23 protein-coding genes are annotated in these 20,771 nt (G+C 72.3%); 12 read left to right on the forward strand and 11 right to left on the reverse strand.

Going from position 1 to position 20,771, the window contains the following annotated elements:
• Window positions 1–20: 20 nt before the first annotated feature.
• The 5 genes from ilvE to ACFYXV_RS33185 are packed head-to-tail and all read left to right on the forward strand — an operon-like array spanning window position 21 to window position 3,954.
• Window positions 21–968 (forward strand): branched-chain-amino-acid transaminase, encoded by a 948-nt coding sequence (ilvE, locus tag ACFYXV_RS33165; protein ID WP_389384958.1) that lies wholly within the window; start codon window positions 21–23, stop codon window positions 966–968.
• 1 nt (window position 969) lies between these two features.
• The gene (locus tag ACFYXV_RS33170; RefSeq protein ID WP_389384959.1) at window positions 970–1,791 is read left to right on the forward strand and encodes a cyclase family protein; all 822 of its coding nucleotides are present in this window, start codon (window positions 970–972) and stop codon (window positions 1,789–1,791) included.
• 23 nt (window positions 1,792–1,814) lie between these two features.
• Window positions 1,815–3,140 carry an MFS transporter gene (locus tag ACFYXV_RS33175; RefSeq protein ID WP_389384960.1) on the forward strand — a complete coding sequence of 442 codons (1,326 nt, stop codon included), beginning with the start codon at window positions 1,815–1,817 and terminating at the stop codon, window positions 3,138–3,140.
• A 29-nt stretch (window positions 3,141–3,169) separates the two neighbouring features.
• Complete coding sequence (locus ACFYXV_RS33180) at window positions 3,170–3,397, forward strand: chorismate mutase (protein ID WP_385472497.1); 228 nt, start codon at window positions 3,170–3,172, stop codon at window positions 3,395–3,397.
• Window positions 3,394–3,954, forward strand: coding sequence for a hypothetical protein (locus ACFYXV_RS33185; protein WP_389384961.1), 561 nt, complete (start codon window positions 3,394–3,396; stop codon window positions 3,952–3,954). Before ACFYXV_RS33180 ends, ACFYXV_RS33185 begins: the two co-directional genes overlap by 4 nt.
• On the opposite strand, the gene ACFYXV_RS33190 is transcribed toward ACFYXV_RS33185, so the two are convergent.
• The 7 genes from ACFYXV_RS33190 to ACFYXV_RS33220 all read right to left on the reverse strand — a co-directional run bounded on the left by ACFYXV_RS33190 (window position 3,932) and on the right by ACFYXV_RS33220 (window position 10,417).
• Complete coding sequence (locus ACFYXV_RS33190; protein ID WP_385472503.1) at window positions 3,932–4,999, reverse strand: LuxR C-terminal-related transcriptional regulator; 1,068 nt, start codon at window positions 4,997–4,999, stop codon at window positions 3,932–3,934. The two genes, ACFYXV_RS33185 and ACFYXV_RS33190, sit on opposite strands and share 23 nt — an antisense overlap.
• A 414-nt stretch (window positions 5,000–5,413) precedes the next feature.
• The gene (locus ACFYXV_RS33195; protein ID WP_383339586.1) at window positions 5,414–5,902 is read right to left on the reverse strand and encodes a DUF3180 domain-containing protein; all 489 of its coding nucleotides are present in this window, start codon (window positions 5,900–5,902) and stop codon (window positions 5,414–5,416) included.
• 66 nt (window positions 5,903–5,968) lie between these two features.
• Window positions 5,969–6,577, reverse strand: a complete 609-nt coding sequence (folK, locus tag ACFYXV_RS33200; RefSeq protein WP_383498130.1) for a 2-amino-4-hydroxy-6-hydroxymethyldihydropteridine diphosphokinase — start codon at window positions 6,575–6,577, stop codon at window positions 5,969–5,971.
• Window positions 6,574–6,933: a dihydroneopterin aldolase gene (folB, locus tag ACFYXV_RS33205; protein WP_030158540.1), complete on the reverse strand. Its 360-nt coding sequence runs from the start codon at window positions 6,931–6,933 to the stop codon at window positions 6,574–6,576. Before folB ends, folK begins: the two co-directional genes overlap by 4 nt.
• Before the next feature lie 130 nt (window positions 6,934–7,063).
• Entirely contained in the window at window positions 7,064–7,507 is a 444-nt protein-coding gene (locus tag ACFYXV_RS33210; RefSeq protein WP_078865047.1) for a nuclear transport factor 2 family protein, read from the reverse strand.
• A 28-nt stretch (window positions 7,508–7,535) separates the two neighbouring features.
• Window positions 7,536–8,408 (reverse strand): dihydropteroate synthase, encoded by an 873-nt coding sequence (gene folP, locus ACFYXV_RS33215; protein ID WP_383339594.1) that lies wholly within the window; start codon window positions 8,406–8,408, stop codon window positions 7,536–7,538.
• Window positions 8,409–8,557: 149 nt separating this feature from the next.
• The gene (locus ACFYXV_RS33220) at window positions 8,558–10,417 is read right to left on the reverse strand and encodes a phosphatidylglycerol lysyltransferase domain-containing protein (RefSeq protein ID WP_385472508.1); all 1,860 of its coding nucleotides are present in this window, start codon (window positions 10,415–10,417) and stop codon (window positions 8,558–8,560) included.
• 152 nt (window positions 10,418–10,569) lie between these two features.
• Here ACFYXV_RS33220 and ACFYXV_RS33225 point away from each other — a divergent pair, with 152 nt between their 5' ends.
• The gene (locus ACFYXV_RS33225; RefSeq protein ID WP_383339600.1) at window positions 10,570–11,679 is read left to right on the forward strand and encodes an alpha/beta hydrolase; all 1,110 of its coding nucleotides are present in this window, start codon (window positions 10,570–10,572) and stop codon (window positions 11,677–11,679) included.
• Window positions 11,680–11,719: 40 nt separating this feature from the next.
• Here ACFYXV_RS33225 and ACFYXV_RS33230 read toward each other — a convergent pair whose 3' ends face one another.
• Window positions 11,720–12,688: an ABC transporter ATP-binding protein gene (locus tag ACFYXV_RS33230; RefSeq protein ID WP_383339603.1), complete on the reverse strand. Its 969-nt coding sequence runs from the start codon at window positions 12,686–12,688 to the stop codon at window positions 11,720–11,722.
• A 153-nt stretch (window positions 12,689–12,841) separates the two neighbouring features.
• Between ACFYXV_RS33230 and ACFYXV_RS33235 the strand changes: the two genes are divergently transcribed.
• The 4 genes from ACFYXV_RS33235 to ACFYXV_RS33250 all read left to right on the forward strand — a co-directional run bounded on the left by ACFYXV_RS33235 (window position 12,842) and on the right by ACFYXV_RS33250 (window position 16,515).
• A complete protein-coding gene (locus ACFYXV_RS33235; protein WP_389384962.1) occupies window positions 12,842–13,594 on the forward strand; it encodes an ABC transporter permease in 753 nt (250 codons plus the stop codon).
• Between the two features lie 4 nt (window positions 13,595–13,598).
• Window positions 13,599–14,264 (forward strand): ABC transporter permease, encoded by a 666-nt coding sequence (locus ACFYXV_RS33240; RefSeq protein ID WP_383339608.1) that lies wholly within the window; start codon window positions 13,599–13,601, stop codon window positions 14,262–14,264.
• Between the two features lie 80 nt (window positions 14,265–14,344).
• A complete protein-coding gene (locus ACFYXV_RS33245) occupies window positions 14,345–15,337 on the forward strand; it encodes an ABC transporter substrate-binding protein (protein WP_385472517.1) in 993 nt (330 codons plus the stop codon).
• 101 nt (window positions 15,338–15,438) lie between these two features.
• A complete protein-coding gene (locus ACFYXV_RS33250; protein WP_389384963.1) occupies window positions 15,439–16,515 on the forward strand; it encodes a hypothetical protein in 1,077 nt (358 codons plus the stop codon).
• Window positions 16,516–16,533: 18 nt separating this feature from the next.
• Here the strand turns inward: ACFYXV_RS33250 and ACFYXV_RS33255 are convergent, their stop codons facing one another.
• Genes ACFYXV_RS33255 through ACFYXV_RS33265 form a run of 3 tightly spaced genes read right to left on the reverse strand, consistent with a single transcriptional unit; the run spans window position 16,534 to window position 18,823 of the window.
• Window positions 16,534–16,749 (reverse strand): hypothetical protein, encoded by a 216-nt coding sequence (locus ACFYXV_RS33255; protein WP_385472523.1) that lies wholly within the window; start codon window positions 16,747–16,749, stop codon window positions 16,534–16,536.
• A 28-nt stretch (window positions 16,750–16,777) separates the two neighbouring features.
• Window positions 16,778–17,626, reverse strand: coding sequence for an arylamine N-acetyltransferase (locus tag ACFYXV_RS33260; protein ID WP_389384964.1), 849 nt, complete (start codon window positions 17,624–17,626; stop codon window positions 16,778–16,780).
• A gap of 54 nt (window positions 17,627–17,680) precedes the next feature.
• A complete protein-coding gene (locus ACFYXV_RS33265; RefSeq protein WP_053691355.1) occupies window positions 17,681–18,823 on the reverse strand; it encodes an NADH-quinone oxidoreductase subunit D in 1,143 nt (380 codons plus the stop codon).
• A gap of 113 nt (window positions 18,824–18,936) precedes the next feature.
• Here ACFYXV_RS33265 and ACFYXV_RS33270 point away from each other — a divergent pair, with 113 nt between their 5' ends.
• Both ACFYXV_RS33270 and ACFYXV_RS33275 read left to right on the forward strand, forming a co-directional pair.
• Window positions 18,937–19,428, forward strand: a complete 492-nt coding sequence (locus tag ACFYXV_RS33270; protein ID WP_385472530.1) for a PH domain-containing protein — start codon at window positions 18,937–18,939, stop codon at window positions 19,426–19,428.
• Complete coding sequence (locus tag ACFYXV_RS33275; RefSeq protein ID WP_389384965.1) at window positions 19,425–20,765, forward strand: PH domain-containing protein; 1,341 nt, start codon at window positions 19,425–19,427, stop codon at window positions 20,763–20,765. Before ACFYXV_RS33270 ends, ACFYXV_RS33275 begins: the two co-directional genes overlap by 4 nt.
• Window positions 20,766–20,771 lie beyond the last annotated feature (6 nt).

A 20,771-nucleotide genomic window follows, 5' to 3' on the forward strand; every position in this document is an offset into this window, starting at 1 on the left:
CTTCCCGCTTGGAGTACGAAGTGACCACACCCCCACCCCCCACCCACGCCTGGCTGGGCGGCACCATCGTCGACTGGGACAAGTGCACGGTCCACGCCCGTTCGCAGGGCGCGTTCTGGGGCGCCAACGTCTTCGAGGGCCTGCGCGCCTACCGCCGTCCCGGCCAGGACGGGCTCGCCGTCTTCCGGATCGACGAGCACCTGGCCCGGCTGCGCCGCTCGATGAAGAGCCTGCGCATGGAGATCCCGTTCAGCGACGAGGAGTTGCGCCAGGGAGTGCTCGACGTCCTTGAGGCCAACGCCTTCGAGGAGGACGTGCACATCTGCGTCGTCGCGTACTTCAACATGGGCCCGAACGCCGACCCGCTCAGCCACACCGATGACGCGGGCGTCCACATCACCTCCACCCGCGCCCCGCGCGGCCGGGGCTTCGACGGCGGCCTCGCCGCCACCATCTCCTCCTGGCGCCGCATCAGCGACGACTCGATGCCGCCCCGCATCAAGGCGGGCGCCAACTACCACAACAGCCGCCTCGCCCACCACGAGGCGATCCGCAACGGCTACGACACGACCCTGCTGCTCAACCAGCGCGGCAGCGTCTCCGAGGCCCCCGGTTCCTGCGTGGTCATGCTCCGCGAGGGCAAGCTCGTCACCCCGCCCGGCACCAGCGGGGTCCTCGAAGGCATCACCGTCGCCACGATCGGCGAGATCGCCGAGCGCGAGCTCGGCATCCCCATGGAGCGCCGCGAGATCGACCGTACCGAGCTCTACACCGCGGACGAGATCTTCGTCGCCGGGACGCTCGCCGAGATCGCCCCGATCACCAGCCTGGACCGGATCGCGGTCGGCGACGGCGCTCCCGGCGTGACCGTCCGCAAGCTCCAGGAGATCTACGACTCGGTCGTGCGCGACGGACACCCGGACTACCGGCACTGGTCCACGATCGCCCACACCACCGGGGGGAACTGACATGACGGACACCGCCGACACCACCACCCGGGCGGCGGCCGCCGCCGGCGCGCCGGCCGCGGGTGCCCTCGCCCCACTGCTGACCGCCCTGCTCGACGGTTCCGTCCAAGTCGTCGACCTGACCTCGCCGCTCTCCGAGCAGACCCCCCTCATCCAGCTGCCGCCCGAGCGCGGCCAGCCCTGGCCCTTCGAGCGCGAGGTCATCAGCCACTACGACGAGGCGGGCCCGACCGTCTACTGGAACAACATCCGTCTCTCCGAGCACACCGGAACCCATTTCGACGCCCCGATCCACTGGCTCACCGGCAAGGACCTCGACGACGTCTCCCAGGTCCCCGCCCAGCGCCTGGTCGGCCCCGCCTCCGTACTGGACTTCTCCGCCGAGGCCGCCGCCGACCCCGACTTCCTCCTCCGGCGCCACCACGTCGAGGCCTGGCAGGAAGAGCACGGCCCGCTCGCCGCCGGCGGCTGGCTGCTCTACCGCACCGGCTGGGAGTCCCGCCAGGACTCCCAGGAGAACTTCCTCAACGGCAAGCACACCCCGGGCATCGCCCCCGAGTGCGCCAGGTGGCTGGCCGAGGAGACCGGGATCATCGGCATCGGCGTCGAGACCGTGGGCACCGACGCGGGCCAGGCCGGCGAGTTCGACGACCAGCCCTACCCCTGCCACTGGTACTTCCACGGCGCCGGCAAGTACGGCGTCACCCAGCTGCGCAACCTCCACCGGCTGCCCCCGCAGGGCGCCGTACTCATCGCCGCGCCGCTGCCGATCGTCGGGGGCTCCGGCAGCCCGGCGCGGGTGCTCGCCCTGGTATCCGGCTGACCCCACGGAAGGTGGTCCATCCCGTGTTCCGCACGTCCGACGGCCCGGCCGCGCTGCGCCGCAGGTCGGTCAACCGCATCCTCGTCCTGCACGGCCTGTCGTCGTTCTGCTACGGCATGGTCTTCCCGTTCATCGGCATCCACCTGGCGTCCCGGCCCGGCATCGGCACCGGCGGGGTCGCCGTCTACTACGGCGTCAGCGGCCTCGCCAACCTCGCCGTCTCGCTCCTGCTCGCCTCGGCGGCCGTGCGCCTGCCCCGGCACGCCCTCGGGATCACCGGCCTGCTGCTGTGGGCCGGCTGCTTCCTGCTGCTGACCGGGGGCGACACCCTGACCGCCGCCGCTGCCGCGGCCGTGCTGGGCGGCGCCGGGCAGGGCTGCTTCATGGCCGCGATCATCCCGATCGTCAACTCCCTGGTCCCGCCCGAGGAGCGCCGCCAGGTCTTCGCCCGCCGCTACCAGATCCTCAACGCCACCCTCGCGGGCGGCTCCCTGGTGGCCGGCCTCTTCCTGACCGTCTTCTCCCGGGAGGCCATCGACTGGCTGCTCGTGGCCAACGCCGTCGGCTACCTGCCCGTCGCCTTCGCCCTCGGCCTGGCCCGCAAAGTGCCCGAGGTGGCCGAGGTGCCCGAGGTGCCCGAGGTCCTGGAAGCGCCCGAGGCCCCGGAAGCGCCCGAGGCAGGCGCGATCGGCGGAGCGCCGACGGGGGGTGCCGCCCCCGCGCCGCTGGGCATCGGCCTCCTCGTCCGGGCCTCGCTCGGCGCGGCGCTCTTCCAGTTCGGCGCCTACGCGGTCGGCTTCAGCCAGTTCGAGGCCACCGCCCCCCTGGTCGCCGACCGGCTCATGGACACCGGCATCGGCTGGATCTCCGTGATGCTCACCCTCAACGTCGTCAGCATCGTGGCCTTCCAGCGCCGCATCACCAGAGTGCTGGAGAAGCGCCCCGAGCGACACGGACTGCGCATCGCCGTCGCCCTGTGGGCGGCGGGCCTGGTGGTCGCCGGGGTCACCGCCTTCGGCCCGGACCCGGTCCGGCTCGCCGGACTGCTGGCGTACGCGGTCCTCTTCGGCCTCGGCGAGTGCGCGTACTCCTGTTCCTTCCACCCCTGGCTGATCTCCAAGGTGCCCGACCGGGAGCTCACCCGCGCCAGTGCCCTGTGCAACTCGATGATGGGCGTCGGCATGTTCTTCGGCCCCTCCCTGGGCGTCCTGCTGATCGGCGCGCGGCACGCCGCCTGGGTGTGGCTGCCGCTCGCCGCGCTCTGCGGCCTCGTGGCCCTCACCACCCTGCGCCGCAGGGCCCGTACCGCTGCCGTCGTTCCCGTGTCCGAACCCGTACCGGTCGCCTGACCCCGCTCGAAACGACAACGGAGAGCCCCATGTCCGACGAGATCGCCACCCTCGACCAGCAGATCATCCGCCTCGTGGGCCGCCGTGCGGCCGCCGCCCGGCAACAGACGCGCGCCCGGATGGACTCGGGCGGCTCGCGCACCTCCCTCGCGGAGGAGAACGTCGTCATCGACCGCTACCGGGAGGAGCTCGGCCGCCCGGGCGTCAACCTGGCCCTGCTGCTGCTCGGGCTCCCCGACCGGATGCCCGCCCGGTGACCCTCCTGCGCACCGCCCCGAACAGCTCGGCCCTGCGCTGTTTCGTGTACGCGCGTACGCCCGGCACCGCGGGCACCGCGGGCACCGCGGTCACCCCGGGCACGCAGTGGCTGCTGGGGGTGCTCCCCGGAGAACCTCCGAGGCTGCCGCACGCGGTGTTACCGTACGGCGCCGATCCCGCCGACGCCGCCGCGGAGGCCGTCCGCCGGCTGACCGGGCGCACGCCCCGGCCGGTCATGCCGCCGGTACCGCCGCTGGAGGCGGCCGGGCCGGGGACGGCCTGGTGGCTGCGGGCGCCGCACGGGGGCCCGTACGAGACCGAGTACGAGTACGTGATGACCCTGCCCGGCGCCCCGCCGGCCGGGCTGGTGTGGCTGGACCCGGAGCTCGCCCGGCTCCGGGCTCCGCACGACGAGGACGTGCGGCTCGCGGGGGCGCTCGGCGCCGTCATGGACGCGCTGCTCGCCGGACGGATCACCCCGGACGTGATCCGCGCGATGACGCTCGGCCACAGCCGCCGGGCGGTGGGCCGTCCTAGGGCCGTTCCTCTGTGGTGACGCCCTCGGCGGCCGGCCCCCCGGCGGTGAGGGCGCCCGCGGCGCCGCCCGCCTCCTCCAGACCCACCAGGTAGCCGGTCTGGAAACGGCTCTTCGTGTCGAGGGTGCGCATGATCTCGGCGACGTGCCGCTGCACGGTGCGCATGGACATGCCCAGGCGCCGGGAGATGGCCTTGTCGTCCAGCCCCTCGGTCAGCAGCCGGACGATCGACTGGCGGAGATCGTCGGAGACCTGCTTGGCCCATTCGCGGTCGAAGCCCACGGGGAAGGGGTCGGCGGCCCGCCACGCCGTCTCGAACGAGGACACCATGAAGGCCACGAGGTTGGGTTCGTACACGACGAGCGCGTGCGCGGAATTGCCCTCGACGCTGATCACCGCCGCCTTGCGGTCGTAGACCAGCATGCGGTCCGGGCCGTCCGCCAGGGTTCGCACCTCCGCACCGCGCTCCATCATCCACTCGGCGAACTCCACCGTGTGCTGGCTGTAGCGGGCCGGGTGCTGGTAGATCGAGCGGCTGCTCACCCCTCGGCCGAGCAGCCGGCCCATGCTGCCGCGCGCCTTGAGCAGTGCCTCCGGATCACGGGCGCCGCCCGGCTGGACGTGCAGCGCCTCGGTCCGGCAGCTGTCCGTCAGCTCGTCGATCATGCGCCGTACGTCGTCCAGGTCGGTCAGCAGCTCGACGTCCTTGCGCTGCTGGCGCTGGCGGCCGTTCTGGTAGCAGGGGCCGAGCGCGGCGAAGGCCGTGCGGATCCGCTCCACGTCCTCGGTCTGGCGGCGGATCTCGCGCTCCAGGGGCCACAGCAGCTGGCCCGCCGCGAACTGGGGTGAGACGACGGTGAGCCGGTCCGGCTGATCGGCGTCGCGGCGCAGCAGCCGCAGCTCTTCGAGCCGTTCGATGGCGGCGCTCAATTCCGGCCGTGCGAGGCCCAGCGCGGCGCAGGCTTCCTCCCTCGTGAAGGAGGGGATGCCGGCCGCGTATTCGTAGAGCGCCAGGCCGGCGGGCGTCAGCTCCACGGTCTGGGCGCCCTGCTCGGCATGGTCCATATCGATTTCCACCCTTCGTGTTTGCGACAGGCGTGAATACCGCAGGTCAGGGGGTCTCCCTAGGCAAAGTCAAACACGGCAGGCTGACAGCGTCGGAGGGCAGGCCGGGGCCCCGCGACGCAGGAAGCGAGCGCTGGACGACCTACAGCGCCGCCCGTTATGCCCCTATCGCGTTCGCGTCACGCATCAGGAAAAGGACCACAATGCACTCGTTCACCGTACGAATCACCCTGATCGTCTCTGGCCTCGCAGCGGCAGTGGCGCTCATTATCGGCCACTCCGCTGTGGGTGACACCACCTCGGAACGGGTGGTCGCAGACAACGGCTGGTCGGCCCCCGTCCCGCGGGTGACGCTCGACAACGGCTGGTCCTAGGGGGTGCCGGCTCGGGCGCGCCCGGCCCGCTGGCGGGGGATCAGGCCCGGGAGGGGGTCTGGGGGGTGGTGTCGTCGTCTTCCGGGAGTTTGAGGACGTGCTCCAGGAAGAGGGCGGCGGCGATGACGGCCGCGCCCGCCAGGACCGCGAAGCCGGCGTACCAGGTCTGGTCGCGCCGGGCCGGGACGTCCAGGGAGTCCATCAGCAGGAAGACGCCCACACCGCCGTACATCCCCGCCACGAGGGCCGCGACGAGCGCGCTGGCCTGGGCGAAGACGGCAGCGCGGGCCGCCATCAGCGGCTCCACGCCCTTGGCGCCCGGCCTGCGCTCGCGCTGCGCCTTGAGGCGGGCGCGCAGCGAGAGGGCCGTGGCCAGCAGGACGACCGCGATGGCGCCCAGCACGATGGGCGCGGCGAGCGGGACGCCCGGCAGGGTCCCGTACGCGTTCCACAGCCGGGCGCCCGCCCAGGACAGCACCCCGGCGACGGCGAAGATCCCCGCCAGGACCGCCGGCCTCAGTTGCTTCACGTGCCCGTTCCCCGCTTTCCGCGCCGCGGACTCGTCGTCGCCCCGGCTCCAGCCACAGGTTAACGACTACTCGGGCAGGCGGAGTTCCAGGTCCGGGCGCGGCGTGACGCCCGCCAGGCCGATTCCGGCCAGCAGCGCCGCGACGGGGCCGCGGCCCGGGATCTGCGCCTCGGGGTCGATGTCGTTCCACGGGGCCAGGACGAAGGCCCGCTGGTGCGCCCGCGGGTGCGGGAGGGTGAGGACCGGGTCGTCCGAGACCACGTCGGCGTACGACACGATGTCGACGTCGATCGTGCGCGGCCCCCAGCGCTCCTCGCGGACGCGGTCGAAGGCCTCCTCGATGGCGTGGCCGCGCTCCAGCAGGGAGGACGGCGGCAGCGTCGTCTTCAGCGCGACGACCGCGTTGAGGTACGAGGGCTGCGAGCCGGGCTCGACGCCCCACGGCTCGGTCTCGTAGACGGGGGAGACGGCCTTGACCCGCAGGCCGGGGGTGTCGCCGAGGGCGTCGACGGCGCCCTGGAGGGTCTCCAGGCGGTTGCCGAGGTTCGCACCGAGCGCGATGACGGCCCACTTGGGGTTGGAGAGGGTGGTGTCCGCCGCGTCGACCGTCTCTACGACGGATGCGGGCACCGGCTGGACGGTGGGGTCGCTCGGGGCGTTCAGTCCGTTGTTCACACGCGGCTCCGGGTGATCGTGATGGTCACGTCGTCGAAGGGGACGGTGATGGGGGCGTCCGGTTTGTGGACGACGACCTCCACCTGTGCCACCGCTTCGTGCTTGAGGCACTGCTGGGCGATCCGCTCGGCGAGGGTCTCGATCAGGTCGACGGGCTCTCCCTGGACCACATCGACGACCTCTTCGGCGACGACCCCGTAGTGCACGGTCTTCGCCAGGTCGTCGTCGGCCGCCGCGGGGCGGGTGTCGATGTGCAGCACGAGGTCGACGATGAAGGTCTGGCCCTCCTCGCGTTCCCGGGGGAAGACGCCGTGGTGCCCGCGAGCCTTGAGGCCGCGCAGCGCGACACGATCCACGCGAATCACTCCTGCTTTCGTAGGTGCTTCCGGTCCGGGACTCCCCGGATCCATGGGCCTGCGCCGAGTGCGGTCGGCGTCGTCCGTCTTCGAATTTACCTGCGAAAGACCCCGGCCCCCGCCGGTGGGGTCAGGCGGGGTCCTCTTCCTCGTCCTCGGCGGAGTCCGTCAGCACGGGAGAACCGTGGTGGGACCAGAGCCGCCAGCCCTCCGATGTGCGTCGGAACACATTCGTGGCGACGACCAGCTGGCCGACGAGCGGTCCGAGTTCCCCGCCGTCCTCGGCGGGCCCGCCGCTGAGGATGTTCTCCGTACACGTCACCAGTGCGGTGTCACCTATGACGGCGACCTTCGTATCGGTGAGGAAGAACTGGATGTAGTCGGTGTGGGACATGATCAGCGCGTACGAGCGCAGCACCTCCCCGCGGCCGGAGAGCACGGGCCAGCCCGGGTGCACGCAGGAGATCTCGTCCTCCAGCCAGAGCGCCGACAGTGCGTCGAAGTCCCCCCGCTCCATGGCCTCGTAGAAGGCCGTGTTGACCTCGTCGACCGCTTCGATGTCGGTTCTGCTCACCGTGCTCCTTCCGGTTCGATGGTCACGGTCACAGCGCTCCTTCCACGGCCCGGGCCACCCGAACCGCGTCGGCGGTCGCCCGTACTTCGTGGACCCTTACCGCCCACGCGCCCTGGTGGGCCGCGATGGCGGAGACCGCGGCGGTGGCGGCGTCGCGCTCGCGGGCGGGGGGCGGGGCGGTGTCGGCGGCGCCGGCCAGGATCCGGCCGAGGAAACGCTTCCGCGAGGCGGCGACCAGGAGCGGGAAGCCGAGGGCGCGCAGCTCGGGCAGGTGCGCGACCAGGGCCAGGTCGTGCTCGGCCATCTTCGCGAAGCCGAGGCCGGGGTCGACGAGGAGCCGCTCGGGGGCGATACCGCCGGCCACGACGGCGTCGATGCGGGTCCGGAGCTCGGCGGTGACCTCGGCGACGACGTCCTCGTACACGGCCAGCTTGTTCATGCCGTCGCTGAAGCCGCGCCAGTGCATCACCACGAAGGGCACCTCGGCGGCTGCGACGGCCGGGATCATGCCGGGGTCGGCGAGGCCGCCGCTGACGTCGTTGACCAGCGTGGCGCCGGCGGCCACGGCCCGGGCGGCGACGGAGGCGCGCATGGTGTCGACGGAGACGGTGATCCCCTCGGAGGCCAGGCCGCGCACCACGGGGACGACGCGGCGCAGCTCCTCCTCCTCGTCGACGCGGGTGGCGCCGGGGCGGGTGGACTCACCGCCGACGTCGACGAGGTCCGCGCCCCGGGCGACGAGGTCGAGGCCGCGCTTGACGGCGGCGGTGGTGTCGAACCAGCGCCCCCCGTCGGAGAAGGAGTCGGGGGTGACGTTGACGACGCCCATGACCCCGCAGCGGTCCCATTCCGGCAGGCCTGCGACCCGGCCCCTGCCGGCGGCCCCGCGCTTGATGTTCATGGCTCCAGGGTAGGGCCGGTGTCCTGGCCGGGCCGTATGCGGGGACCGGGGCCCCGGCGGCGCACCGCCCGGGCCGCGAAGCGGCGGAGCCCGGCCCGCCGACGGTGCGGCGGACCGGGCTCCGGGGTCCGGGGATCGGGGGATCCGGGTCAGGCGACCTGGACCTCGCGCTCCTGCTTGGCCTGGGCCGGCACCGGCGCCGTCAGGTGCGTGTGGGCGCAGGTGCGGACCGGCTTGGGACGGCGGCGGCTCGCGAAGAGCCGCGGCAGGGCCAGCGTGACGAAGCCCTCGGCCTGCATCACGGCGAAGCCGATGCGGGGCAGGTCGCGGCTGTTGCGGTAGACCATGAAGCGCGGCTCCCAGCGGGGGCGGAACTTCTCGTTGAACTTGTACAGCGACTCGATCTGGAACCAGCGGGACAGGAAGACCAGCAGGCTGCGCCACATGCGCAGGACCGGGCCGGCGCCGATCTTCTCGCCGCGGGCCAGGGCCGCGCGGAACATCGCGAAGTTCAGGGAGACCTTCTCGATGCCCAGGCCGGGAGCCTGCTGCAGGGAGGCGACGATCAGCAGCTCGTTCATGCCCGGGTCGGCGGCGCGGTCGCGGCGCATCATCTCCAGCGACATGCCGTCCTTGCCCCACGGCACGAAGTGCTGGATGGCCTTGAGGTCGCCGAACGGGCTGGTGTCGCCCTCCTCGACCCGGTGCGCGGTGGCGATGAAGCAGTCGCCGTCGCCCTCGTCGCCGACACGGCCCAGGGCCATGGAGAAGCCGCGCTCGGTGTCGGTGCCGCGCCAGGCGACGGCCGCGCCGCGGACCTGCTCCAGCTCCTCCTCGGTCAGCTCGCTGACGCGGCGGACCTTGGTGGTGTAGCCGTTGCGCTCGATGCGCTTCACCATCTGGCGGACGTTGCGCATGGGGCGGCCGGTGAGCGAGAAGTCTTTGACGTCGACGATCGCCTCGTCGCCCAGCTCCAGGGCGTCCAGCCCGGTCTCGCGGGTCCAGACCTCGCCGCCGGTCTCGCTGCAGCCCACGACGGCCGGGGTCCAGGAGTGGGCCTTGGCCTCCTCCATGAACCGCTCGATGGCGCCGGGCCAGGCCTCGACGTCGCCGATCGGGTCGCCGGAGGCGAGCATCACGCCGGAGACGACGCGGTAGGTGACGGCCGCCTTGCCGCTGGGGGAGAAGACGACGGCCTTGTCGCGGCGGAGCGCGAAGTGGCCCAGCGAGTCGCGGCCGCCGTGCCGGGCGAGCAGCTCGCGCAGCTTGGTCTCGTCGTCGGCGGTGAGCCGGGCGGCCGGGTGCTCGGGGCGGAAGGCCAGGTAGATGGTGGTGAGCGCGGTCAGCATGCCGAGGGCGCCGAGCGAGTAGCCGACGGTCCACGAGACGCGGCCGGAGTAGTCGACCGGCCCCTCCATGCCGAAGAGCCCGTACACGACGTGGCTGATCTGCTCGTAAATACCCGGATGGCCGACGACGCGGCCGGGGTGGGAGTTGACGATGACCAGACCGAGGCCGATGGAGCCGGCGCTCATCAGCACGAAGTTGGCCAGCGCCTTCCAGCGGCTGCGCGGGTCGGGCAGGGCCTTGAATTCACCCTGGTGGCGCACGATGAGCCCCAGGAGCACCGCCGCGATGACCACGCTGATGACGGAGTGCCGGTACATGAACTGCGCCGCTGCCCCGGCCGGGAGCAGGGCGACGGCCGCCCGCCAGGCGCGGCGCTTGCGGCGCTTGAGGCCGTGGGCGAGCAGAAGGAGCAGGACGCCCGCGCTGATGGCGAGGGCGGCTGCGAACGGGCCCAGCGAACCGGGCAGCACCTCGGTGACCGCGTGGATGCGGCTGTGCCGGAACCGCGGGAACACTCCCGCCGCGATGTCCAGAAGGCCGACGATCATGACGGCCGTACCTACCAGCCCGGGCACCGACTCCGGTCGTGGGCCGCGGAAGATTCGGCGGACCTGCTTCGGAACCTGTCCCGACTTATCGCCATCTATCCTGCTAGACATCGCTTCCCGTTGCTCCGCGAGAGATCATGTGGCCGAAGGCCGCGACAGCCTCCGGAGTGTGGTGCGTCCACTAGGACGACATCGGGGTCGAGCGGGTTCACTCTTCCGCCGAGAAAAACTAGTCCTGCCATCAGAAAGTCGACTGACTGCTCATGGGTCTCACCAGTAATACGGTTCTGGCGCTGGCCATCATCGCCGGTGTGCTGCTGTTCGCAGCCACGGTGTGGTTCTGGCCCCGGCTCTCGGGCCGCACCTGGCGTGCGCTGCTCGGCCGGGTCGGGCTCCTGCTCGCGACCCAGCTGGCGCTGTTCTCGGCCGTGGGCCTGGCGGCGAACAAGTCCTTCTCCTTCTACGGCTCGTGGGCGGACCTGTTCGGCCAGCAGACATCTGTCGGCAAGGTCGTGGACCACTCCATGAGCAGCAAGGACATCAAGGTCGTCGACAAGCAGAAGCTCGACGTGCCGGGCGGGGCCCAGCCCCAGGTCGGCGGACAGATCCTGAAGGTTGCCATAACCGGGCAGAAGTCGAAAATAACGAGCCCGGGCTACGTGTGGCTGCCGCCGGAGTACTTCCAGCCGCAGCACAAGGAGCAGAACTTTCCGGCCTCCATCGTGCTGACGGGCTACCCGGGCACCGCCGAGAACCTGATCAAAGGGCTGAACTACCCGATGACGGCCTTCAAGCAGGCCAAGGCGGGCAAGATGAAGCCGATGATCCTGGTGATGCTGCGCCCGACCATCGCGCCGCCGCGCGACACCGAGTGCGTGGACATACCCGGCGGACCGCAGACCGAGACCTTCTTCGCCGAGGACCTGCCGCAGGCCATCCAGGCGACCTTCCGGGTCGGCAAGAAGCCGCAGAACATGGGCTTCATCGGGAACTCCACGGGCGGCTACTGCGCCCTGAAGATCGCAGCGCACTACCCGCAGACCTTCGGCGCCGCCGCGGGTCTGTCCGCGTACTACGACGCGGCGAACGACGCCACCACCGGCAACCTGTTCCAGGGCGACGACAAGCTGAAGAAGCGCGCGGACGTCCTGCACAGCATCGAGCACAAGAAGCCGACCGGTACGTCCTTCCTGGTCACCAGCAGCGAGACGGGCGAGCCCAACCTCGACGACACCAAGAAGTTCATCAAGCTGGTCAAGGGCCCGGACCGGGTCTCCTCGATCATCCTCGACAGCGGCGGCCACAACTTCAACACCTGGCGCCGCGAGATCCCGTCGATGCTGGTGTGGATGAGCAACCGCATCCAGGCCTGACCCCCGGCCCGCCCCGGGCCCGGGGCCGTGCCCCGCGGCGCTACGCCTCCTGCAGCTGGGCCCGGCGCAGTGCCCGGTGGACCCCCTCCGGGGTCAGTACGCCGACCAGCTCGCCGGAGTCCGGGTCCGTGACCCCGATCCGGCCGGAGTCCTCCTGAAGCAGCAGCGCGAGCGCCTCGCGCAGACTCGCCCCCAGTGCCACCGCGGCAGTGGGGGCTTTCCCGTCCTCGGCCGCCCGCGCCAGGTCGGCCCGCTCCACCGGGGTGACCGCGAGGTGCTTCAGGCCCCGGTCCGCGCCGACGAAGGAGGCCACGTACTCGGTGGCGGGCGCGGCCAGCACCGCGGCCGGGCGGGCGAACTGCTCGATGGTGCCCGTGCCGTAGACGGCGATGCGGTCGCCGAGCCGGATCGCCTCCTCCAGGTCGTGCGTGACCAGCAGGATCGTCTTGCGCACCGTCCGCTGGAGCGCCAGGAACTCGTTCTGGAGGCGCTCGCGGACCACCGGGTCCACCGCCCCGAACGGCTCGTCCATCAGCAGCACCGGCGGATCGGCCGCCAGGGCGCGCGCGACGCCGACGCGCTGGCGCTGACCGCCGGACAGCTGCTCCGGGTACCGGCCCCCGTACACGGCCGGATCCAGCCCCACCAGTTCGAGGAGCTCGGCGGCCCGGGCGCGGGCCTTGGCCTTGGGGGTGCCGATCAGCTGCGGGACGGTCGCCGTGTTCTCCAGCACCGTCTTGTGCGGGAACAGCCCGACCTGCTGGATGACGTAACCGATGTGCCGGCGCAGTTCGACCGGGTCGGCGCTCGCGATGTCCTCGCCGCCGAGCAGGATCCGGCCGGAGGTCGGCTCGATGAGCCGGTTGACCATCTTCATCGTGGTCGTCTTGCCGCAGCCGGACGGTCCCACGAGCGTGACCAGCTCACCCTCCGCCACCTCGAAGGACAGGTCCTCGACGGCCGTGGTCCCGTCGGGGTAGCGCTTGGTCACATGCTCGAATCGGATCACCTGCCCATCCTCCCCCACACGCTGCGGGTTGTTTGTGACGGGAGTATTACCCCGGTGCGAAGGTTTCCGGCCATTGTCCGCCCCGGGGGTTATGGTCGCTTGTGAACGGGCCCGTTCGGACGGGTGTACGCAACGGCGGCAGGGGGTGAGGGCATGGCCGGGCAGAACTGCCTGGTGGCGAACGACTGGATCTGCTGGGACTACGTCACGTCCCGCTCCCAGGAGCTCACCGACGCCACGGTCCAACATGTCTGGATCACGGGTGTGTCGGTGCTTATCGGCCTCGTGGTCTCCCTGCCGCTGGCCCTGCTGGCCCGCCGGGGCCGGCGCTGGGCCGCGCCCGTGCTGGGCCTGACCACCCTGCTCTACACGGTCCCCTCGCTCGCCATGTTCTCCCTGCTGCTGCCGCTGTTCGGGCTGTCGGCCTCGCTCGTGGTGACCGGGCTGGTGCTGTATTCGCTGACCATCCTGGTCCGCAACGCGATGGCCGGCCTGGAAGCGGTCCCCGAGGAGGTGCGGGAGGCGGCGCGCGGGATGGGCTACGGTCCGGGGCGGCTGCTGTGGCAGGTCGAACTGCCGCTGGCGCTGCCCGCGCTGCTCGCCGGGGTCCGGATCGCCACGGTGTCCACGGTGGCGCTGACCACCGTCGGCTCCATCGTCGGCAAGGGCGGCCTGGGCAACCTCATCGCCCCGGCGGTCAACAGCTCCTTCAAGGCCCAGGTGCTCACGGCCTCCGTGCTGTGCGTGCTGCTCGCCCTGGTGGCGGACCTGCTGCTGCTGGGCGTACAGCGGATGCTCACGCCGTGGACGCGGGCGACGCGCGCGCCGCGGGCCGCCCGGCGCGCGAAGCCGGTCCCCGCCGAGCCCGCTCCGCCCGCAGCGACGACTCCGACGAAGGGGGCCTGAGGCGATGGGCGTGCTGGGACAGGCCTGGGACTGGCTGGCGGACGGGGCCAACTGGGCCGGGGAGAACGGGGTGTGGCACCGGCTCGGCGAGCACGTCTACGTCAGCGGGATCTCCCTCGCCATCGCCTGCGCGCTGGCCCTGCCGATCGGCCTGTGGCTCGGCCACATCGGCAAGGGCGGGGCGCTCGCGATCAACATCTCCAACATCGGGCGGGCCGTCCCCGTCTTCGCGGTGCTGGCCCTGTTCATGGTCTCGCCGCTGCGCAGCGCGGGCTATCTGCCCACCATCGCCGCGCTCGTGCTCTTCGCCGTACCGCCGCTGCTGACCAACGCCTACGTGGGCATGCGCGAGGTGGACCGCTCGGTGGTGGAGGCCGCCCGGGGCATGGGCATGTCCGGCGGGCAGCTGTTCTGGCGGGTGGAACTGCCGCTCGCGCGCGAACTGGTGATGACCGGGCTGCGCTCGGGCGCCGTCCAGGTGATCGCGACGGCGACGATCGCGGCGATGGTCGGGCAGGGCGGGCTCGGCCGGATCATCACCGCCGGCTTCAACACGTACAACACCCCGCAGGTCTTCGCGGGGGCGCTGCTGGTGGCGGCGCTGGCCCTGCTGGTCGAGGGCGCCCTGGTGGCGGCGGACCGGCTCTTCCCGCGCCCGGCGGCGCGCTGACCCGTGCGCCCGCCGCCCGTCCGTCCCCGCGGGCCCTTCCTCGTCCGTTGGTCGTTCCCACTCCCTTGGAGGAGCACAAGATGAGCAAGTCCACGCGCGTCCTCGGCGCCGTACTGGGGGCGGCGGCCCTGACCGCCTCCCTCGCCGCGTGCGGCGGCGACAGCCTGGAGAAGAGCAAGGACACGGGGTCGGGAGCCTCCGCTCCCTCCGACTCCGGTTCAGGTTCCGCCAAGGGCAAGATCGTCATCGGGGCGGCCGGGTTCACGGAGTCCAACGTGCTGGCGGAGCTGTACGCGCAGGTGCTGAAGGACGCGGGCTACAGCACGTCGATCACCACGGTGAACAACCGGGAGCTGTACGAGCCCGCGCTGGAGAAGGGCGAGATCGACGTCGTCCCGGAGTACGCGGCCACCCTCGCGGAGTTCCTCAACGCCAAGGTGAACGGTCCGAAGGCGCCGGAGGAGAAGCCGGTCGCCTCCAGCGACGTGGCGGCGACGGTCGCGGGGCTGGAGAAGCTGGCGGCGCCGCTCGGCCTGAAGGCCCTGCCGGCGGGCCCGGCGGTCGACCAGAACGCGTTCGCGGTGTCGAAGGAATTCGCCCAGAAGAACAACCTGAAGACGCTTTCCGATCTCGGCAAGTCGGGGCTGAAGGTGAAGATCGCGGCGGGTGACGAATGCGCCGTACGGCCCTTCTGCGCGCCGGGGTTGAAGAAGACGTACGGAATCGATGTTTCCGGTATCGACCCGAAGGGCGTCGGCACCCCGCAGGCCAAGCAGGCGGTCAAGGACGGCGTGGACCAGCTGGCGCTCACCACGACCACCGACGCCACGCTCGACACCTTCGGCCTGGTCCTGCTGGAGGACGACAAGAAGCTCCAGAACGCCGACAACGTCCTGCCGGTGGTCAACGCCAAGGACGCCGGATCCCCGGAGATCGCGGCCGCCCTCGACAAGCTGACCAAGGTCCTCACGACCGCCGACCTCGCCGAGCTGAACAAGCAGGTGGACGCAGAGCGCGAGAAGCCGGCGGACGCCGCGAAGGCCTATCTGAAGGCGAAGGGCCTCACGAAGTAGGAGCAGTTGCGGGTTTGGTGGAGAAATGACGGGTAACTGCCCGGCCACAGATTGCCGGGCAGTTACCCCACTCGACCCCCACGCCCTGTAAATTTCAGGCCATGCCCCGTGGACGCCACCGCAATCCCGAACCCCTGCACCGGCTGCTCACGCCGACGACCGTGGCCGGAGTCTCCGTCGCCAGCGCGGCCGCGGCCTGGCTGCTCGCGGAACCTCTGCCCCTGCGCCTGCTCGTGGCCCTCGCGGGCGCGGCGGGCGTGTCCGGCGCCGTCCTCATGCGCGCCTGGGACCGCGCGGCCGGTCGCCGCGTGGCCGAACTCGCCCGCGAGCGGGTCAAGGACGAGTGGAAGACCGAGGAGCGGATAGCCGAGCTGGAGTCCGACCTCGAAGAGGCCCGGGCGCTGCGCGCCAAGCTGGACGCGAAGCTGCGGGCCAAGCGGGTCGAACTCGCGGGGCTGCGCGGTGAGCACGCCGCGCTGCTGCGCCGGTACGCCACCGCCGAGACCGAGCGGGCCAGCGCCCTGGAGGGCCGCCGGCTGCTCGCCATCGAGGCCTCGGCGGCCCCGGCCTCCCCGGCGGCGCCGAAGGAGCTCCCGGCGGTGACCGAGGAGCGCACGTCGAGCGGGGCGCCCACCAGCGTGGGATACGCCCGGGCCAACGCCGCCATGGCCGCCCTGGTCCGCAAGGCGGAGGCGCAGGAGAAGGCGAAGGCGAAGGCACCGGGCGGGAGCGGGCCCGAGCCGTCCCGGCCGAGGACGCCGCAGGCCAAGGCGGCCGCCGAGCCGATGGCCCTGGAGGCCGGGCACGCCCGCCCGGGCGCCGTACCGGCACGCCGGCCGGCCGCCGCGGTGGCCCCGTACTCGGCCGCGCGCCGCTCGGCGTCCCGCGTCGAGGGCGGCTTCGACTTCTTCGGCACCAAGACCGCGGCCCAGGCCCGCGCGGTGATCGAATCGGTCCAGAACGAGGACCTGGCCGACGTGGTCGGAGCGGAGGCCCTCGCGGTCCACAAGGCGGAATCCGCCCGGACGGAGCCGGCCGCGGCAGAGCGGCCGGTCAAGGAGCAGGGCTTCAAGCAGCCCACCCCCGAACAGCGCGCGGTGGGCCAGGTCATCGACCTGACGGCCCACGACGAGACGGAGCCGATCGACGTCGTCCGCCTGCGCACCGCCATCTCGTAGGCGGACGCGCGCCGGCCCTCAGAACAGCGGGAGTTGGCCCGGCAGCGGCGGCAGGGCGAAGCCGTCCAGGGTGGGGGCCGAGGCGCCGAGCACCACGCGGGCCCGCGATCCCGGGCAGGAGATCAGGTCCGCCCGGGTGCGGCCGGCGGGAGGGTCGTGGCGGGCGATCCGGCCGGCGGTCACGGCGCAGTCGCGCCCGCATGCGGGGCAGGCCCGTCGGGGGGAGAGGGACATGTCCCAAGTCTGCACCCCCGTACCGACATCAGCGCCGGGCGGCCTGCCATGACTCGTGGGCCGCGCAGACCCGCTCCCACAGCGCCGTCCGGTCCGCCGGGGACAGGTCGTCGAGCTCCCGGCCGAAGACGCCGCCCACCACCGCCCAGAACTCCCCCGGCGTGTCCAGGATCCGCTCGGTCGTGCCCTTCCCCGGCTCGGTCCGGCTCAGCACCCGGCCCCGCAGCGCGTCGATGCCGTGGGCGTCGCGCCGCAGCAGCGCGAGGGTCCGTACGAAGCCCGAGTCCTGCGAGGTCGACAGCCGTACGTGCGTGGCCTCGAAGTCGTCCGGCGCCGCCGCCGGCGCCGAGAGCATGTTGACCACCGGGAAGGGCCCCGCCTCGTAGACGTACCGCCAGCCGTGCAGTTCCCCGCCCAGCGGGTGCAGTTCGTACGTGAACTCCCCCTGCCGGTGCGTTCCGGCGCGCAGCGGCAGCGGCTCGTACGGGCCGTCGCCGAGCCCGGTGTCGACGAAGAACTCCTCGCCGCCGGCCCGGACCGTCAGCGCGAGGTGGTCGCCGTTGACGTCCCGGCGCTCGCGCTCGTCCCGGCCGATGACGCCCGCCAGGTGCCGGGTCACGTCGAAGCCGAGGCCTTCCAGGAGCACCGCGAAGGCGCCGTTGAGGTGGAAGCAGTACCCGCCGCGCCCGGCCGCGATGCGGCGCACGGACAGCTCGGGGTCGATGCCGGGCGGCCGGCCGAGCTGGATGCCGAGGTTCTCGTACGGTATGCGCTCGACGTGGGCGCGCTGGAGCGCGAACAGCGCCTCCGCGGTGGGCCGGGGCGGACGTGCGAAACCGAGCCGCCGCAGGTAGCCGTCGAACAGGCCAGGGGTCATGCCCGCACCCTAAACAGGAAACGCCCGCTCAGGCACGGGGGTTCCCGGGTCTTATCACTTGTCGATGTCTCCCACGACGAAGAAGAGCGAGCCCAGGATCGCCACCATGTCCGCGACCAGCTGTCCCGGCAGCAGCACCGACAGCGCCTGGATGTTGTTGTACGAGGCGGAGCGCAGCTTCAGCCGGTACGGGGTCTTCTCGCCCTTGGAGACGAGGTAGTAGCCGTTGATGCCGAGGGGGTTCTCGGTCCAGGCGTAGGTGGCCCCCTCGGGCGCCTTCAGCACCTTCGGCAGGCGCTGGTTGATCGGCCCGGGCGGCAGCTCGGCCATCCGGTCCAGGCAGGCCACGGCCAGGTCGAGCGCGTTGTGCGTCTGGTCCAGGAGGCATTCGAAGCGGGCCAGGCAGTCGCCCTCGGTGCGGGTGACCACCTTCAGGACGTCCTGGAGCTCCCCGTACGCCAGGTACGGCTCGTCGCGGCGCAGGTCGAAGTCGACGCCGGAGGCGCGGGCGATCGGTCCGGAGACCCCGTACGCGTGCACCGCCTCGGCGGAGAGCACGCCCACCCCGCGCGTGCGGCCGCGGAAGATCTCGTTGCCGTGGACCAGCTTGTCGTACACGTCCATGCGGGTGCGGACGTCGGCGATCGCGGCCCGCGCCCGGCCGAGCCAGCCCGCGGGGAGGTCCTCCTTGAGGCCGCCGACCCGGTTGAACATGTAGTGCATGCGGCCGCCGGAGATCTCCTCCATGACGGCCTGGAGCTCCTCGCGCTCGCGGAACGCGTGGAAGATCGGAGTGATCCCGCCCAGTTCGAGGGGGTAGGAGCCGAGGAACATCAGGTGGTTGAGCACCCGGTTCAGCTCGGCGAGCAGCGTCCGCATCCACACGGCCCGCTCGGGGACCTCCATGCCGAGCATCCGCTCGACGGCCATGACCACGCCGAGCTCGTTGGAGAACGCGGACAGCCAGTCGTGGCGGTTCGCGAGCATCACGATCTGCCGGTAGTCGCGCGCCTCGAAGAGCTTCTCGGCGCCGCGGTGCATGTAGCCGACGACGGGCTCGGCGCTGACGATCCGCTCGCCGTCCAGGACGAGGCGCAGGCGCAGCACGCCGTGCGTGGAAGGGTGCTGGGGTCCGATGTTGAGCACCATGTCGGTGCTCTCCGCCGCTCCGCCGATACCGACCGTGGTCTCCGTCATGGCGGCATTGTCGCAGCCGCAGGGGGCGGCGCGTCGGCCAGGCCGGATGAGGGAGCGGCACCATGCGCCGCGAGCCCGGTCTGGCCGGGGCGCCACCCCCCTACGCTGAAGGCATGGAAACGGGGACGACGGGTGAGACCGGCGAGTGCGCATGGGTGGGGCTGCCGGGTGGGCTGCTCAGGCTGCGGCGGCTGCTGCTGGTGATGTGGACCGTGCCGCTCGCCGCGGGGACCGCCCTGCTGCTCGGGTTGACGGCCGGTCCGGCGTGGGCGGCCGCGGGGGCGTTCTGGCTGGTCGCCCTGGGCTGGGGCTGGGTGCTGCTCGGCCGTAACTGGCGGTCCTGGCGGTACGCCGAGCGCGCCGACGACCTGCTGATCAGCCGGGGCGTGCTGTGGCGGGCCCAGACCGTGGTCCCGTACGGGCGCATGCAGCTGGTCGAGGTGACCTCGGGGCCGCTGGAGCGGCGCTTCGGGCTGGCCTCCGTACAGCTGCACACGGCGGCCGCGGCCACCGACGCCAAGATCCCGGGACTTGCCCCGGAAGAGGCGCAGCGGCTCCGGGACCGGCTGACGGAGCTCGGCGAGGCAAGGTCGGCGGGCCTGTGACCGCCGAACCGGCCGCCGCGGCCGAACCCGCCGTCCCCGCTGTCCCCGCCGTCGAGCGCCGGCTGCACCTGCTCACGCCGCTGCGCCGGGCATGGGTGCCGATCGGCGCGACCGTCGGCGTCGCCGCCCAGCAGGCCGACCAGATACAGCGGTGGGCGAGCGGGCTCTCCGCGACCCTGCGCGGTCTCGCGCTGCTCGGACTCGTCGTGGTCTTCGGCGTGTACGGGTTCCTGAGCTGGTGGTTCACCCACTACTCCGTCACCGACACCGAGCTGCGCATCCGTAGCGGGCTGCTCTTCCGGCGCACCGCCCACATCCGGCTCGACCGTATCCAGGCCATCGACGTGACCCGGCCGCTGCTGGCCCGGGTCGCCGGGGTGGCCAAGCTGCGGCTCGACGTGATCGGCGCCGAGGACAAGGACGAGCTCGCCTTCCTCGAAGAACGCGAGGCCGTGGCGCTCCGCGCCGAGCTGCTGGCCCGCGCGGCCGGGTTCGCGCCCGCCGAGGCCGTCGCGCTCGGCGAGGCCCCGCAGCAGGAGCTGCTGAAGGTACGGCCCGCCGATCTCGTGGTGTCGCTGCTGCTCACGCTCTCGGTGTGGGCGGCGCTGGCCGCCGGGCTGATCGCCCCCGTCGCCGTGTGGTGGTTCAGCGGCAACCCCTGGGCGACGATCGCGACCGTGCTGCCCATGCTGGGCGGCGTCTGGTCCGGTACGGCCGGCCGTTTCCTGACCGAGTTCGACTGGCGGGTCGCCGAGTCCCCCGACGGGCTGCGCCTCGACCACGGGCTGCTGGACCGGGCGCACGAGACCGTGCCCCCGGGCCGCGTGCAGACCGTACGGATCGTGGAGCCGCTGCTGTGGCGGCGCCGGGACTGGGTGCGCGTGGAGCTGGCGGTGGCCGGATCGAAGAACGGGGTCCTGGTACCGGTGGCCTCGCGGGCCGCCGCCCAGGCGGTGGTCGCCCGCGTGCTGCCGGGCGTGGACCTGGCCGCCCTCGACTTCGGCCGTTCCCCGAAGACCGGATCGCGGTGGGTGGTACCGGTGTGGTGGCGGGGCTACGCCCTGGCCGTCTCCGCGGACGTGTTCGCCGCCCGCAAGGGGCTGCTGTGCCGCCGTACGGAGATCGTCCCGCACGCCAAGGTGCAGAGCGTCCGGCTCACCCAGGGCCCGTGGGAGCGGGTGCAGGGCCTCGCCGACGTCCATGTGGACACCGGCGCCAACGGCACGGTCACGGCCAGGCTGCGCCCGGCGGCCGAGGCCGCCGGGCTGCTGGACGCCCAGGCGGCCCGCTCCCGGACCTCCCGCGCGGATGCCCGCCCGGACCGCTGGATGACCTGACGGGAG

The organism is Streptomyces sp. NPDC002181 (assembly GCF_042890485.1).
In the GTDB taxonomy this organism is placed as follows: domain Bacteria; phylum Actinomycetota; class Actinomycetes; order Streptomycetales; family Streptomycetaceae; genus Streptomyces.

What these genes read in the sequence shown, in the direction of transcription:
- ACFYXV_RS33170 (WP_389384959.1), top strand. Translation starts at nt 970, where the DNA reads ATGACGGACACCGCCGACACCACCACCCGGGCGGCGGCCGCCGCCGGC.
- ACFYXV_RS33180 (WP_385472497.1), top strand. Translation starts at nt 3,170, where the DNA reads ATGTCCGACGAGATCGCCACCCTCGACCAGCAGATCATCCGCCTCGTG.
- ACFYXV_RS33190 (WP_385472503.1), bottom strand. Translation starts at nt 4,999, where the DNA reads ATGGACCATGCCGAGCAGGGCGCCCAGACCGTGGAGCTGACGCCCGCC.
- folP (WP_383339594.1), bottom strand. Translation starts at nt 8,408, where the DNA reads ATGAACATCAAGCGCGGGGCCGCCGGCAGGGGCCGGGTCGCAGGCCTG.
- ACFYXV_RS33220 (WP_385472508.1), bottom strand. Translation starts at nt 10,417, where the DNA reads ATGTCTAGCAGGATAGATGGCGATAAGTCGGGACAGGTTCCGAAGCAG.
- ACFYXV_RS33225 (WP_383339600.1), top strand. Translation starts at nt 10,570, where the DNA reads ATGGGTCTCACCAGTAATACGGTTCTGGCGCTGGCCATCATCGCCGGT.
- ACFYXV_RS33235 (WP_389384962.1), top strand. Translation starts at nt 12,842, where the DNA reads ATGGCCGGGCAGAACTGCCTGGTGGCGAACGACTGGATCTGCTGGGAC.
- ACFYXV_RS33240 (WP_383339608.1), top strand. Translation starts at nt 13,599, where the DNA reads ATGGGCGTGCTGGGACAGGCCTGGGACTGGCTGGCGGACGGGGCCAAC.
- ACFYXV_RS33245 (WP_385472517.1), top strand. Translation starts at nt 14,345, where the DNA reads ATGAGCAAGTCCACGCGCGTCCTCGGCGCCGTACTGGGGGCGGCGGCC.
- ACFYXV_RS33250 (WP_389384963.1), top strand. Translation starts at nt 15,439, where the DNA reads ATGCCCCGTGGACGCCACCGCAATCCCGAACCCCTGCACCGGCTGCTC.
- ACFYXV_RS33255 (WP_385472523.1), bottom strand. Translation starts at nt 16,749, where the DNA reads ATGTCCCTCTCCCCCCGACGGGCCTGCCCCGCATGCGGGCGCGACTGC.
- ACFYXV_RS33260 (WP_389384964.1), bottom strand. Translation starts at nt 17,626, where the DNA reads ATGACCCCTGGCCTGTTCGACGGCTACCTGCGGCGGCTCGGTTTCGCA.
- ACFYXV_RS33265 (WP_053691355.1), bottom strand. Translation starts at nt 18,823, where the DNA reads ATGACGGAGACCACGGTCGGTATCGGCGGAGCGGCGGAGAGCACCGAC.
- ACFYXV_RS33270 (WP_385472530.1), top strand. Translation starts at nt 18,937, where the DNA reads ATGGAAACGGGGACGACGGGTGAGACCGGCGAGTGCGCATGGGTGGGG.